Here is a 14,922-nt window from a genome sequence, read left to right as displayed (position 1 = left end):
TCTCCGAAATTTATCGGCCCAAAGTTCACACACATCACAGGGTGTGTTTCGCCAACCATGACATCCTGATGAGTCATCATGCGATCTGCTTGCGCAGTTTCAAAGTTCACACAATTCACAGGGTGTTGAGCGGCAATCACATCATCCCTCAATCTTGGAAAAATCAGCGACCTGATGTACGGCCGCGCGGAAACGGGCGAGCAAGGCAAGCCGCGCCTCCCGCTTGTCAGCGTCATTGTCATTCACGGTCACATCCTCGAAAAACTGGTCAATCGGAGCACGCAGATTGGCCAGCGCGGTCATCGCCTTTTCAAACTCTTCCGCTGCAATGGCTGCGGTCACATCCGGCTGCGCTGCATCCAGCGCGTCGATCAGTGCCTTTTCGGCTTTTTCGGGTGTGTAGGAAAGGGATTTTGCTTCGACCTGCTCCGCAGTTTCTTTCTTCAGGATGTTCGACGCACGCTTGTAACCTGCGAGTAGGTTTCCACCGTCTGGAGTTTCCACGAAAGCCTGCAAGGCGTTCACCCGAGCTAGCAAACGAACGAGATCATCTTCTCCGCCCAGCGCGAACACAGCATCGATCAGGTCGTGTCGGACCCCTGCTTCACGTTGCTGGACTTTCAGACGTTCGGCAAAAAAGTCTAGAAGTGCAGTTGTTGCCTTACCCGCTTTTTCAACGATTTCCTGACCTTCATCTTCCGGCGACTTCTCCGACCCCTTTAACGCTACTATAATTGCATCTGAGGCGGCTTTCCTACCTACGAAAGGTTCTAGCGCTGCGTATGCTTTTAATGATTCTTTTGCAGCAGAAGTTTCAGTTCTGAGCAATAATTCGCCAGTCATCTTAAACAAAGGATTGCCCAAGTTTACGCGAATACCGTTCTCTAACAAAAGAGCGATAACAGCTATAGCTGCTCTTCGGAGTGCAAATGGGTCCTTTGAACCGGTTGGACGCATGTTGTAGGCAAAGAAAGAAACCAGCGTATCCAGCTTATCCGCCAAACTCACCGCCACCGTTACCGGATCGGTGGGCACTTCATCGCCCTGCCCGACCGGCTTGTAATGGTCGCGGATCGCATTCGCGACGGCCTCTGACTTGCCCTGTTTCTCTGCATAATAGCCGCCCATCAAACCTTGCAGGTCGGGAAACTCGCCCACCATTTCGGTGACGAGATCGGCTTTGCAGAGACGTGCGGCCTCAGACACTTCACCATGAAATGTATCGCCGGGGCTGGACTGGTAAAAACCATTCCCTTCTAAAGAAACCAACCACTCGGCCAACTTGGCCACACGCTCTACCTTGTCGGCAACCGTGCCCAGTTTTTCATGGAACACGATGTTGCTCAATTTCTTGGCATGATCCTCCAACGGCGTCTTCTGGTCAAGTTCCCAGAAGAATTTGGCGTCGGACAGCCTTGCCGCCAGCACTTTTTCATTACCCGCCACAATCGCCTCGCCGCCGTCTGTGGCGTCAATATTGGCGGTGCAGATAAAATTCGGTGCCAGTTTGCCGGATTGATCGCGGCAGATAAAATATTTCTGATTCACCCGGGCGGTGAGCTGGATGACCTCTTCCGGTACATCCAGAAACGCAGGATCAAAGCCGCCGAGAAGCGGCACGGGCCATTCGGTCAGGCCGGCATTTTCGATCACCAAGCCTTCGTCCGCAACCAGCTCCAGACCGCCATCCGATGCCGCCTTGGCCGCACCTTCGCGGACGATCGCTTCGCGTTCGGCCTGATCGACCAGTACATGGCAGGCGCGTAGTTTCTCGGCATAATCACCGGCATTGCCGATCGTTACCACTCCGTCATGGTGGAAGCGATGGCCGACCGTTTCATAACCTGACGTCACGCCGTCAATTTCACATTCCACCAGATCATCGCCCAATATCGCCACAATGCCAGACAAAGGCCGCACCCAGCGTAGGCTTTCGGTCGACAGGCTGGCATCGCCCCAGCGCATGGATTTGGGCCATGGGAAGGCCTTGATGATCGCGGGGATTGCTTCGGCCAACACATCGCTTGTTGCGCGGCCCGGCTTGTTGATCACGGCAAAATAGGTCGCGCGCCCTTTGACCTCGCGCACTTCCAGTTGCTCACGGGTCACACCATTTTTGCGGCAGAAGCCGTCAACGGCTTGGTCGGGGGCGCCTTCCGGTGGCCCCTTGGCTTCGTCGCTCACTGCCTCGGTCTGCGCTGGCAGGTCTTTTGCGATCAGCGCGAGCCGCCTTGGCGTCGAGTAAACGGTGATATCCGCGGCTTTCAGGCCGGCGTCAGATAATTGCGCGGCAAACAACCGCTCCAGATCAGCACGGGCTTTCGCCTGCATCCGCGCGGGAATTTCTTCGGAGAGCAGTTCAAGCAGGAAATCGGCCATTATGCGTCCCACCCGTTTTTCGCCATATAGGCTTCACAGCTGCCCTTCGCGAGATCGCGGACCTGACCCATATAGCTGGCCCGCTCCTGCACGCTGATCACGCCGCGCGCCTGCAGCAGATTGAACACATGGCTCGCCTTGATCGCCTGTTCATAGGCCGGAATGGGGAGCTTTGCCTCAAGGCAGTTCTCGCACTCCGCCGTCGCTTTCCTGAAAAGATCGAACAGTGTTTCGGTGTTCGCAACCTCGAAATTCCACTCCGACATTTGCTTCTCATTGTCTAAGAAGATATCGCCGTAACTGACTCCATTCCCGTTATAATCCAGGTCATAGATGCTATCGACGCCCTGTATATACATGGCGAGCCGCTCCAGGCCGTAGGTCAGTTCGCCAGACACTGGCTTACAATCAAAACCGCCCATCTGCTGGAAATAAGTGAACTGTGTCACCTCCATGCCATCGCACCAGACTTCCCAGCCCAGACCCCAGGCGCCGAGTGTCGGGCTTTCCCAGTCATCTTCGACAAAACGAATGTCATGCAGCATCGGATCAATGCCGATGGCGGTCAGGCTGTCGAGGTAAAGCTGCTGAATATCCGGCGGGGAAGGCTTTAGAATCACCTGATATTGGTAATAATGCTGCAACCGGTTCGGATTCTCGCCATAGCGGCCATCTGTGGGCCGGCGGCAAGGCTGCACAAAAGCGGCATTCCACGGGTTCGGACCAAGCGCACGCAGGGTCGTCGCCGTGTGGAACGTTCCTGCCCCCATTTCCATGTCATAGGGCTGCAGGATCGCACAGCCCTGTTCGCTCCAGTAATCGTGGAGTTTCAGGATGATCTGCTGGAAGCTGAGCGGCTTCTGGGACAGGTTCGTATCCGACAATGTGAAAGCTTTCTTCGCGAGTGCAATATGTGTCGCGCTTGCTTTGGCGAAAGCGCCCGAAAGGGTCAAGCCGTGATTGGCGTTTTTGCTCTACTCCGCCGCTTCCAATTCTCGTACCGGCGCAACCGTTACCGGCGTCGCATTGAGGACCGCATTGCCGGACAAGCGGTCAAAGCTTGCGGGATCGGTGAGATCATTGATCGACACGCCCGGTTTTGACGCGGCAACAGACAGCCCCACCCCTTCACGGCCATGACCGAAGCCATGCGGGATCGACACCACGCCGGGCATGACGTCATCGGTGACCTCGACAACAATCTCGACGCTGTTCACCCGGCTTTCGACCGTGGCCATATCACCATCTGTCAAACCGCGCTCGGCCGCGTCATCGGGATGGACCATCAATGTGCAACGGTCCGGCCCTTTCAGCAGGCGCTTGCTGTTGTGCAGCCAGCTGTTGTTGCTCCGCACATGGCGGCGGCCGATCAGCCGCAACATGTCCGGGCGGGCATCGCTCAGAGAATCGGCAAAGCGCTGTAGCTCGGCCAGAAAATCGGGATGGGCGCACTGGATTTGCTTGTCTTCGGTCATCAGGCGGTCCGCCATGCATGGACGCAACGGCCCGAGATCAATCCCGTTCGGCGCTGCCTCAACCTCTGCCAGAGTCAGGCCTGCGGGCGAGCTTTGCAGCATATTGTCGAGCACGTCTCGCGGTTCACGGATATTGGGAACATCCTGCCCGCCTGTCGCCAGAATCTCGCGCGCCAGTTCGGCGATGATTTCCCAGTCGGCTTTCTCACCGTCCTGAATGTCAAAGATCGCAGGCGAATAGCTGGCATAGTTGCGCACCGCGAGAGGTCCGAAGAAGAAAGGATAATGGTCCTTTTCCAGCGGGCCGCAAGGCGGAAGGATATAGTCGGCGTGGCGGCTGGTTTCGGTGACATACATGTCAAACGATACCATCAGGTCGAGCTTCTCCAGCGCCCGATCCAGTCTCGCGCCATCAGGGGCTGAAAGGACGGGATTGCCGGTGACAACAAATAGGGTGCGGATTCGCTCGTCATCTTCGCGCAGCATTTCCTCGGCAAAAGTGATGGTCGGTAACTCGCCCATCACCACGGGCATTTCACCGCGGGCCGTCTGAGTTTTTCGCACAGAGCCCCTACCCACCAAATTGATCGTATCAAGCGCCGGTTCCGGCACCATCGTACCACCTTCCCGGTCGAGATTGCCGGTTGCAATATTAATGACCTGGATCAGCCACTGGTTGAGTGTGCCAAATTCACAGACAGAAACGCCCATTCGGCCATAAATCGCGGCCGGTTGGTCAGCTCCCAGTTGCGCCGCTATTTCGCGCATGTCTTCAACCGCTATCCCGCAATGAGTCGACAGTTCAGCCATATCAAAACCGGCAATAGCAGGCTCAATACTCCCCCAGCTATCGTCCATAATCACTTCAAGGCGGGAAATATCCGCGTGACCATCATCGAAGACCGCTTTCAATATCCCGATGAACAGGGCTGTATCCGTACCCGGCTTCACGAAATGATGCGCATCAGCCAGTTTCGCGGTTTCGGTCCGGCGGGGATCGATCACAACCAGCTTGCCTTCACGCGCCTGCATCTCCTTCACGCGCTTCTTGAAGTCCGGCACCGTCCAGATACTGCCGTTGGAGGCCGCTGGGTTTCCACCGACAATCACCAGATACTGGCTGCGATCAATATCCGGCACGGCGGCCAGACTGACATGGCCGTACATATGATATTGCACCACATGATGCGGGATCTGGTCGAGCGTGGAAGCCGAATAAATGTTCTTCAGGCCGATCGCACGACGCAAGGTGCTGATTTGTGTTGAAATACCATAATCATGCGCGCTGGGATTACCCATATACATGGCGGGTTTAGCACCCGCTTCTTTCAGGTCCTTCAACTTCGCGGCAATCTCCTGAAACGCGGTTTCCCAGCCAATTTCCTGCCATTCGCCGTTCACTTTCTTGACCGGCTTGTGCAGGCGATCCGGATCATCCTGCAAATCGGCAATAGCCGTTGCCTTGGGGCAGATATGGCCGCGGCTTAAAACATGATCGGGATTGCCCTTGATAGAGAGAATCTCCCGCCCTTCGACTTCAACCAAAACGCCGCAATTGGCTTCACAGATATGACAGGTACGGGCGTGAATTTGGCTCATCGGGACTCTCCTAATTTAACTGAGCAATTAGCAGAGTGGTAAAGCAGTGACTAGCATCTGCATCTTTTTTTGTTCAAAACTTAAATATCGCTAGGATTTGGGCCGAAAATGTTCGATTAACCGGAGCATTCGATCAAATCTTCCTGCTTTCAATGAAAATGGAAATGTTACCCATGATGCGACGCTGGCTTTCTTACCTGTTTATCGTTCCAATATTTTTGGGATTGGCCGCTTGCGAAGCAACACCTCCACAATCTGCCGGAGACGCAGCTCCCCAGAAAACCGAAATCGCCACCATACCGGATGATCCGGATCCAGCGCTTTGGGTAGTGAAAGACGAAGACACAACCATTTACCTGTTCGGTACAGTGCATATTCTGAAACCAGGCCTGACGTGGTTTGATGAGGCGGTGAAAGAAGCTTTCGATGCGTCCGATGAATTGGTGGTTGAAATGATCGAACCAGATCCGGCTGCCATGATGAAGATCGTCAATGACATGGCAATCGACAAAACGGGTGTTTCCTTGCGCGAAAAGCTCAGCGAAGAAGATCGCGCGGACTATGAAGCGGCCCTCACTTCACTGAACCTGCCAGTCACGGCATTTGATCCCCTGAAACCGTGGTTTGCCAGTGTCAGCCTGTCTCTCGTTCCGTTGATGAAAAGCGGATATGATACGAATAGCGGCGTCGAAGATGCGCTGACTTCCCAGGCCAAGGCGCGCAATATGAAGATTGTCGGGCTGGAAACGCCGGAACAACAATTGGGTTTTTTCGACAATCTGCCCGAAGATGTTCAAATCCGCTTCCTGAACTTCAATGTGGATACCATCGATGAAATGACCGATGGTATGGAAAACATGGTCGCGCATTGGGCCAATGCCAATATCACCGCGCTCGCGGAACTGATGAACGCTGGTCTGGAGGAAAAAATCCTTTACGAAACGTTGCTTTCAAACAGAAATGCCAACTGGGCAGTCTGGGTAGACGAGCGTATGGACCAACCCGGGACTGTCTTCATGGCAGTCGGTGCAGGTCATCTGGCTGGTGAAACCAGTTTGCAGGAGCAGCTAAAAAAGCGCGGTTTGAAGGCAAAACGGGTGAAATATTAGGTAATTTCAAACGCTGCACCTTTCTTTTCGCGTTTATCATGCCCAAATAGCAGTCATGATTCATCTTCGCGCTCTACTCGCTTTAATTGCCACATTTTGCCTTGCGGCCTGTTCCAACGCCGCACCGCCAGTGCAATTGAACACTGTAAAGGAAGGCAAACCGGCTCTTTGGAAGGTGACCGGTACAAAGCCGGAGCAAAAAGGCTCGGCCTATATGTTCGGAACAATCCACATATTGCCCAAAGACGTGAACTGGCGAACGCCGTTGCTGGAAATCGCCCTGAAGGATTCAGATCGGTTGATAATCGAAGTGCTCGGTCTTGAGGACACCCAGAATGCGGCCAGAATATTTTCCAAGCTCGCCATCTCTCCTGATCAGCCGGAGATTGAAACTCGGGTAGAACCCTCGCTCCGCGATGATCTTGATGCGGTAATTGACAAGAGCAACATCCCCGAATTTGCCTTGAACCGTATGGAAAGCTGGGCAGCCGCGCTGTCTTTGGCTTCCGCGCAGACCAATGCGCTTGGCCTTGAATCCAGTGAAGGCGTGGAGAAAAAGCTGATCGCGCAATTTGCTGATTTTAAAAAACCCGTTGAAGGCTTGGAGACTATAGAGCAGCAGCTTGGATATTTCGACACCCTGCCTGAATCGCAGCAGCGCGACATGCTCACCAGCGTCGTTGAAGAAGCGGCCGATACCAAGGGAGCATTTGAAAAACTGTTCAATGCCTGGATTTCCGGAGATACGGACAAGATTGTCGAACTCTCCAGTGGCGGGATACTGGAAGATCCCAAAACGCGAGAGAAACTGCTGGTCGCCCGTAATCAGGACTGGGCCGAACAGTTGGACAAAAGGCTGCAAAGCCCGGGCATATCATTTGTAGCAGTGGGCGCGGCTCATCTTGTCGGGCCAGACGCCGTTCAGGCCATGCTTGAAAAGCGCGGATATAAGATCGAGAAAATTCAATAATATAGATTTCAGGGCAACTTCATGACATTTCTGTTTGACCGCGAGACCGCACTCATACCGTGCGGCGACGGACAATATACTATCGAAGCCAGTGATGTTTATCGCAATCCTACGGGCGCGGCATTTGGTGGCTGGGTTGCGGCAATCATGGCAAGAGCCGTTGAAGACCATCCTGATCGGACCAGCCCCATTGTTTCCCTGCAAACCACTTATATAGCCGGTGTCGGACCGGGTGACGTCAATGTTGAGTCAAAGCTGCTCAAATCAGGGGCTTCTACACAGTTTTGGCGGATCGAGCTCTTTCAGGCCGGAAATCTCGTCATCGTCGGCGATATTGTCTCGAGCAACAGGCGCCCTGTCGAACTAAACTATCAAATCGATATGCCTGAAATACCTGCCCCGGAGAACAATCCCCAGTTGAAACCAATGGAGGGTCAGGCACCCCAGTGGATTCGAACCTATGATCAGCGCATCGCGAAGGGTGTTCCTTTTCAGGTTAACGAAACGCCGGAGACGATTGTCTGGATCAAGGAAGAGGATGGCAGGCCGCTGGACCGTATCAGCATTATCTCCATTTGCGACGTACCCATGCCGCGAACCTTTTTTCTCAGCAACGAGTTTCATCCGGGATCTACGGTTGCCATGTCAACTTATATATATGCCAGCGAAGACGATATTGCCGCGGCCGGATCGGACTATCTGGTGATGCGTGTCTCCGGCGCCGTGGTCAGGAACAGCAAGAGTGATTCCCGCGTTGAACTTTGGTCTGGCAATGGAACCTTGCTCGCGACCAGCAACCAAATCGGCTTTTTCCGCTAGTAGAAAGCCATCCGGCCTCACGCTGCAATTTGCCTTGCTTTTCGGCGATCCCCTGCCTATAGCGCCCTCTTTCCGACCATGAGCACCCTGGAGGCGTGGCGGAATATCGTAAAAACCTAATTTTTGGAGCAACATTATGAGTGATCAGCTGACGATTTCAGCCGAGCCTCGCGAACGGGCTGGCAAGGGAGCCTCCCGTGCACTACGTCGCGAAGGCCGCATCCCCGCCGTTATATATGGCGATAAAAAAGACCCTGTGACAATTCATGTAGAAGAACGCGCGCTGAACAAGCTGCTTGGCACCGGCGTATTCATGAACTCACTGGTCATGGTGGACGTGAACGGCGACGTAACCCGTACCCTGCCAAAAGATGTTGCTTTTGATCCGGTCTCTGACCGTGCTCTGCATGTTGACTTTTTCCGTCTTGCCAAAGGCGCGAAAGTACAGGTCAACATTCCGGTTGTATTTATCAACGAAGAAGAATCACCTGGTCTGAAACGTGGCGGCGTGCTGAACGTTGTTCGCTTTGAACTCGACCTTATGTGTGACGCAGACAAGATCCCCGATCAGATCGAGATTGATGTGACCGGTCTGGAAATTGGTGATTCCATCCACATTTCTCACGTTACCCTGCCTGAAGGTTCGGAAAGCTCGATTACTGATCGTGACTTCACCATCGCTGGTGTAACCGCACCGTCCGCACTGAAATCTTCTGAAGATGAAGCTGAAGAAGGCGAAGGTGAAGAGGGCGAAGAAGGTGAAGAAGGTGCTGAAGGCGAAGCAGCTGAAGGCGGCGACGCAGAAGGCGGTTCGGAAGACTAGACCTTTTCACCGAAAACAATGTAACGAAAAACCGTTCATACCGAGCATGCCAACTGGCTTGCCAATGTATGAGCGGTTTTTTGTATCTGGATTTTAAGGAAACCGAAAAATGCAACTATGGGTCGGCCTTGGCAATCCGGGCGCACAATATGCGCTCCACCGCCATAATGTCGGCTTCATGGTGCTGGATGCGCTGGAAGAAGTGCATGGTTTCCCCGAACCGAAGAAGAAATTTCAAGGTTGGGCGGTTGAAGGGCGGCTGGGATCAGAGAAGCTGCTCCTTCTCAAACCCGCCACATTCATGAATGAAAGTGGTCGGGCGGTACGAGCGGCGATGGACTTTTACAAGCTGGCGCCATCTGACGTAACCGTGTTTCATGATGAACTGGATCTGGAACCGTTCAAGGTTAAGGTCAAAGTCGGTGGCGGTCATGCTGGTCACAATGGCCTGCGATCCGTAGATGCGCATATCGGCCCGGATTTTCGCCGGGTACGTATCGGCATCGGACATCCCGGCCACAAGTCACGGGTGCACGGACATGTACTGGGCAATTATGCCAAGGCGGAGATTGATGACCTGGCGGAAATGCTGGGCGGCATTGCCGCAGAAGCAGACTGGCTGGCCAATGGCGACAATGCTCGGTTTATGAGCGAGTTGGCGCTGAGGATGCAAGACTGATGTCACGAAAGGACGATTGGTTTCGCATTCCCGCGGTTTCTGAAAAAGAGCGAGAATATTTCGAATTGAAATTGTCGCGATCCAGAAGCGGTCGAGACCAATATATTGACATTCAGGCGCAGGCACTCGCGGCAATTGATCTCCACAAAGATGCTTTGGATCTTTTTGATCGTTTGATCATTGAAAATCCAAACTACTTTAAGTTGGCGGCAGTCTATAGTTCAAAAGCTCAAAGCTTGATCGCACTAGATCATCAATCGGAAGCTATTAAAGCCTTCAGGAAGGCAATTCGACAAACACTGGACTACCCCAACGTGCGCTGTGGAACTGAAATAAAGTTCGGATTGTGGGTTATTGAAGCCAAGATTGAACACCTCTACGGAGAAGTACGCGATATTGTTATCGAGCTTTACGACCCGGCGCCAATATTCCCCATTGATGGTTTTCTACAAGAAGCAATATTGGCGATTACACAATCTAGACTGGGTAATGTTAAAGATGCTGAAGATCATGCCCGCATTGCGCTAGACTGGTCAAACAGAGAGCAATCCAACGCTGCAAAGCATAGAAATTTGGGGTTAGTTAAGGAGGAACATGATCCTCTTCGAAAACAGCTTGAGGTTATTTTGAATAATGTCGATAGCGAAGCGATCAAGACCGATCAGATAACAAGGATCGGTAAAGTCAAAAAATGGATTAGAAGATAACATGGGTTTTAAATGCGGTATCGTTGGTCTTCCCAACGTCGGAAAATCAACGCTTTTCAATGCGCTTACCGAGACACAGGCGGCGCAGGCGGCCAATTATCCATTCTGCACGATTGAACCCAATGTCGGTCAGGTTGCTGTCCCCGATCCGCGTTTGCAACAGATCGCCAAGATCGCCGGTAGCGCGAAAATCATTGAAACCCAGCTCGCCTTTGTCGACATCGCTGGCCTTGTCAAAGGCGCATCACAGGGCGAAGGCCTCGGCAACCAGTTCCTTGGCAATATCCGCGAAGTCGATGCAATTGTTCATGTTTTGCGCTGTTTTGAAGATGACGATATCCAGCATGTGTCGAACAAGGTTGATCCGATTTCCGACGCCGAGGTTGTCGAAACCGAATTGCTGCTCGCCGACCTGGAAAGCCTTGAAAAACGCGTTCCGGCCTTTGAAAAGAAAGCGACCAGCGGCGACAAGGAAGCCAAGATTGCTGCCAGCGTGCTGGGCCAGACGCTCGAGTTATTGCGCGACGGCAAACCTGCACGGCTCACCCAGCCCAATGATGATGAAGAGCAACGGATTTTTGACCAGTCACAATTGCTGACCGCCAAGCCGGTGCTCTATGTCTGTAATGTCGATGAGGGCGATGCCGCCAATGGCAATGACTTGAGCGCCGCTGTGTTTAAAAAGGCCAAGGCCGAAAATGCCGAAGCGGTTATCGTATCGGCCGCGATCGAATCCGAACTGGTCGGCATGGAAGCCGAAGAGCGCGCCGAATATCTCGCGGAACTGGGTCTGGAAGAATCCGGTCTCGCCCGCGTTATTCGTGCCGGTTATCAATTGCTCAACCTGCAAACTTTCTTCACCGCTGGCCCCAAGGAAGCCCGAGCCTGGACGGTTCACAAAGGTGCCAAGGCTCCGGAAGCGGCTGGCGAGATCCACACCGACTTCGAACGCGGCTTCATTCGCGCGGAGACGATCGCCTTTGATGATTATGTATCACTGGGCGGCGAAAGCGCGGCACGCGATGCCGGTAAACTGCGCCAGGAAGGCAAAGACTATGTCGCTCAGGACGGCGACATCATGAATTTCAAATTCAATGTCTGACTTGTCATAAAAGCCGGTTAGACTGAAGCCAGTCTAAAGGGGTTTCTATGATTCGATATATGATACAGGCATTTGCTGTTTGCGCTTTGCTGACCGGATGCGCGGCATCTCAAACAGACATATCGCCAACAACGGTGAGCGCTTCTCTGCCCGCGGAGCAAGCCCGCGAGGCCGTTACGATATTAATTTCGATCGATGGATTCCGCCCGGACTATCTCGATCGCGGCATCACGCCCAATCTCAGCGCCTTGGCTGCATCTGGAGTGGTTGCCGACATGCGCTCCAGTTTTCCGACCAAGACCTTTCCCAACCACTGGACCTTGGTGACCGGCAAAAGGCCGGATAATCACGGCATTGTCGGCAACAGTATGGAAGATGTCGCACGCCCCGGTCAGAGATTCACGATGGCCAACAAGGATCCATTCTGGTGGGATCAGGCGGAGCCGATCTGGATAACGGCTGAAAAGCAGGGTGTACGGACAGCCACCATGTTCTGGCCGGGATCAGAGGTTGAGCTGGATGGTACGCGCCCCAGCGACTGGTGGCCGTTTTCGCAAGCTCTGTCCAACGACCGGCGTGTCAATGCCGTGGTCGATTGGATGCGGAGACCGGCGGCCATCCGCCCAGAGCTGGTGACGCTCTATTTCGATACCGTGGACACAGCCGGACATTTTTTTGGACCGGCACCCGGTGAAAAACTGCACACCGTGATCAGGGCGGTCGACCAGAATGTCGGCAACCTGGTCTCGCAATTGGCTGCTCTGGGCCAACCGGTGAATCTCGTCATCACGTCGGACCACGGCATGGCAGAAACGCATCCTGACCGCGTCATATATCTCGATAACATCTTGCCGCGTGACCAATATCGGTTGGTTGTCGATGGCAATTATGCAGGCATCGAACCTTTGGCGGATGACATGGCAACAATAAACGCCGCTTTCCTGAAACCGCATGATAATATGGAATGCTGGAAAAAGGCTGATATTACGGCGCGTTTCCAATATGGTAAAAACCCCCGGGTACCATCGATCATCTGTCTGCCCGAATCCGGCTGGGTGGTTTATCAGGACAAGCCGGAATGGATGACGGGAACGGGCGGCGGTCATGGTTATGATCATCTGCATCCCGACATGATCGCGTTTTTTCTCGCCAGCGGCCCCGGTTTTGTCAGCGATACAAAGATTGAGACGTTCGACAATGTCGATATCTATTCGCTGCTTGCGCATCTGACCGGTGTTAAACCGAACCAGAGCGATGGCGATCTTTCACCATTTGAACAGGCGCTGAAACCCTGAAGCTTTGCCATAGAACCATGGGTTCATAAGAAAGAATAGCCATGCTCTTTTACGAAGATATCCAGATCGACGTCGTCCAGAAATACGGGTCATACGAGGTTACCAAGGACGAGGTGATCGAATTCGCCTCCAAATATGATCCGCAGCCTTTTCATCTTGATGAAGAAGCGGCCGCCAAGACCCATTTCGGACGTTTATCTGCGAGCGGCTGGCACAGTGCGGCGATGATGATGCGGATGATGGTTGACCAGATGAACGCCAATAAACAAGCGGGACTGGGTTCCCCGGGTGTTGATAATCTACGATGGCTAAAGCCTGTCTATCCTGGCGACACGCTGCGTTGCGAACATGTGACATTGGAAAAACGAAGGTCCGAAAGCCGACCGGAAATGGGGATTATGAAGGGCAAGATCACCGTGCTGAATCAACATGATGAGAAAGTCATGACAATGGAAAGTACAGGTTTGATCCAGGTCCGCGGAGACTAGTTGCTTTGGTATGCTAACATCCGCCTTGGGTGCAAAAGCGGACATTTGCGTCCACGATCTCGCTACCATTTCATTACCCAATCGCGGTCCGTTAAGCAGCGTGTCGAGCGACGTCCAACGGATTATCGCCCAGTCGCGGCCCGCTTCAAATCGATTAGCGATGGCTTTAGTTTGGGCGCTGTCTCTTCTAGTCGCCTTTCCTCTGCATTTTCGACACGGTCGCGGCCGCTCGACTTGGCGCGATAAAGAGCGGCATCGGCCCGTGCAAATAAGTGCTCATAGGCCTCCCCCTCACGCGCTGTAGCCACGCCAAAACTTGCAGTCAGTCGGATATCATCGTTTAGACTCGCATGTTCAAGACGCACGAAAGCTTGCCTGATCCGCTCGGCTAACTGTTCAGCCGGGTCATTCGGACAATTCCAGACCGCGATACAGAATTCCTCTCCACCGATCCGGCCTGCCGTGTCGGATTCGCGCACCATTTGTTTAATGAGTTCGCCGAAGCTGGAAATCGCTTGGTCGCCGGCCTGGTGCCCCCAAATATCATTGACCTGTTTGAAGTGGTCGATATCGGCCACAACCAGACTCAGGGGGCGACCCTCCGTTTGAGCGCGGGAAAGAAGGCTTTGCATCGATTGCTCAAACGCGCCCCGATTGAGCAGCCCTGTCAAGGAGTCACGATCACTGCTTTCGCGCAGGGTATTTGTCCATTCGGCGATCGTCGCGCCAATCAGAACCACCGCGGTTGTAACACCTTTCACCCCGAGCACGAGCCCGATCAGGGAGTAATAGATTGAATCCCGATAAGCCTCTGCCGGGATCGACCGCTCGAACAGCAGGGTCAATGTTGGCCTGGCGAGGAAATCGGCGGCTTGAAATGCCATGATAGCGATGATCGCCAGATCGATCACATTGCGCCGCCGTGCGGTAAGAAGTGTTGTCACGCCCATGGTGAACATAACACCATAACCTATGTTGACGATAATCAGGCGCGAGGCAACGTCGTTGGAGAAACTAACCGCCACTGCCAGCACCAACGCGCTGATAAGGTAAACGACCACAAAGCTTCCGAGATGAAACCGTTGCCCGGCGCGCTCACAGACTGATGCAACAAGCACGGTAGAGCCAAGGGTGTAGAAAAGCTGCGTCGCATGGAAAAGATAGAAAGCGTCAGCCGGCAATAAGTGGGTGATGAGAAACCCCACTGCAGACAGGGCATAGGCAATGCCAAAGCCGAGCACGTGACGCTTCATGCGCCCGACTCGCCAAAGCACCATGAATGTCGCCGCAAAGAACAGCGCCATAAGCGGCGTCACCATCCCAAGAATTTGTGTTTGCATTTAACCGTATCACCCCCGTTTCAGCGGGTTAGGCCAATATAGTTAAAGGCATCTTAAGGAATTCTACTGCACCCAATTTTCGCCGGTCCAGAAACTGCTTGCGAGAGTCCGCTTTCGGAATAAAACCGGTCCGCGGG

General features: G+C 53.5%; 13 protein-coding genes. 9 read left to right on the top strand and 4 right to left on the bottom strand.

The window, feature by feature from the left end; all coding sequences use genetic code 11:
* Nucleotides 1-141 precede the first annotated feature (141 nt).
* From glyS to AC6I9Z_RS10875, 3 genes are all read right to left on the bottom strand, one after another.
* On the bottom strand, nt 142-2,379 hold the full coding sequence (gene glyS, locus AC6I9Z_RS10885; protein ID WP_461455863.1) for a glycine--tRNA ligase subunit beta: 2,238 nt from the start codon (nt 2,377-2,379) through the stop codon (nt 142-144).
* Nucleotides 2,379-3,248 (bottom strand): glycine--tRNA ligase subunit alpha, encoded by an 870-nt coding sequence (locus AC6I9Z_RS10880; protein ID WP_461456901.1) that lies wholly within the window; start codon nt 3,246-3,248, stop codon nt 2,379-2,381. The genes glyS and AC6I9Z_RS10880 overlap by 1 nt, the downstream gene beginning before the upstream one ends.
* Before the next feature lie 105 nt (nt 3,249-3,353).
* Nucleotides 3,354-5,453: a molybdopterin oxidoreductase family protein gene (locus AC6I9Z_RS10875; RefSeq protein WP_461455862.1), complete on the bottom strand. Its 2,100-nt coding sequence runs from the start codon at nt 5,451-5,453 to the stop codon at nt 3,354-3,356.
* A 173-nt stretch (nt 5,454-5,626) separates the two neighbouring features.
* Between AC6I9Z_RS10875 and AC6I9Z_RS10870 the strand changes: the two genes are divergently transcribed.
* The 9 genes from AC6I9Z_RS10870 (at nt 5,627) to AC6I9Z_RS10830 (ending at nt 13,445) form a co-directional block, all read left to right on the top strand.
* A complete protein-coding gene (locus tag AC6I9Z_RS10870) occupies nt 5,627-6,562 on the top strand; it encodes a TraB/GumN family protein (RefSeq protein ID WP_461455861.1) in 936 nt (311 codons plus the stop codon).
* Between the two features lie 55 nt (nt 6,563-6,617).
* Nucleotides 6,618-7,532 carry a TraB/GumN family protein gene (locus AC6I9Z_RS10865; protein WP_461455860.1) on the top strand — a complete coding sequence of 305 codons (915 nt, stop codon included), beginning with the start codon at nt 6,618-6,620 and terminating at the stop codon, nt 7,530-7,532.
* A 21-nt stretch (nt 7,533-7,553) separates the two neighbouring features.
* Nucleotides 7,554-8,351, top strand: coding sequence for a thioesterase family protein (locus AC6I9Z_RS10860; protein WP_461455859.1), 798 nt, complete (start codon nt 7,554-7,556; stop codon nt 8,349-8,351).
* Between the two features lie 136 nt (nt 8,352-8,487).
* Nucleotides 8,488-9,174 carry a 50S ribosomal protein L25/general stress protein Ctc gene (locus AC6I9Z_RS10855; RefSeq protein WP_461455858.1) on the top strand — a complete coding sequence of 229 codons (687 nt, stop codon included), beginning with the start codon at nt 8,488-8,490 and terminating at the stop codon, nt 9,172-9,174.
* Between the two features lie 109 nt (nt 9,175-9,283).
* Entirely contained in the window at nt 9,284-9,853 is a 570-nt protein-coding gene (pth, locus tag AC6I9Z_RS10850) for an aminoacyl-tRNA hydrolase (RefSeq protein WP_461455857.1), read from the top strand.
* Complete coding sequence (locus AC6I9Z_RS10845; protein WP_461455856.1) at nt 9,853-10,560, top strand: hypothetical protein; 708 nt, start codon at nt 9,853-9,855, stop codon at nt 10,558-10,560. Before pth ends, AC6I9Z_RS10845 begins: the two co-directional genes overlap by 1 nt.
* Before the next feature lies 1 nt (nt 10,561).
* Nucleotides 10,562-11,662, top strand: coding sequence for a redox-regulated ATPase YchF (ychF, locus tag AC6I9Z_RS10840; RefSeq protein ID WP_461455855.1), 1,101 nt, complete (start codon nt 10,562-10,564; stop codon nt 11,660-11,662).
* Between the two features lie 47 nt (nt 11,663-11,709).
* Nucleotides 11,710-12,957, top strand: coding sequence for an alkaline phosphatase family protein (locus AC6I9Z_RS10835; RefSeq protein WP_461455854.1), 1,248 nt, complete (start codon nt 11,710-11,712; stop codon nt 12,955-12,957).
* Between the two features lie 41 nt (nt 12,958-12,998).
* Nucleotides 12,999-13,445, top strand: a complete 447-nt coding sequence (locus AC6I9Z_RS10830; RefSeq protein WP_461455853.1) for a MaoC family dehydratase — start codon at nt 12,999-13,001, stop codon at nt 13,443-13,445.
* Between the two features lie 122 nt (nt 13,446-13,567).
* On the opposite strand, the gene AC6I9Z_RS10825 is transcribed toward AC6I9Z_RS10830, so the two are convergent.
* On the bottom strand, nt 13,568-14,785 hold the full coding sequence (locus AC6I9Z_RS10825) for a GGDEF domain-containing protein (protein ID WP_461455852.1): 1,218 nt from the start codon (nt 14,783-14,785) through the stop codon (nt 13,568-13,570).
* Nucleotides 14,786-14,922: the final 137 nt, after the last annotated feature.

This window comes from Parasphingorhabdus sp. (genome assembly GCF_059726685.1).
Note: the sequence above shows the minus strand (reverse complement) of the source record. Positions and strands in the feature narration are given on the sequence as shown.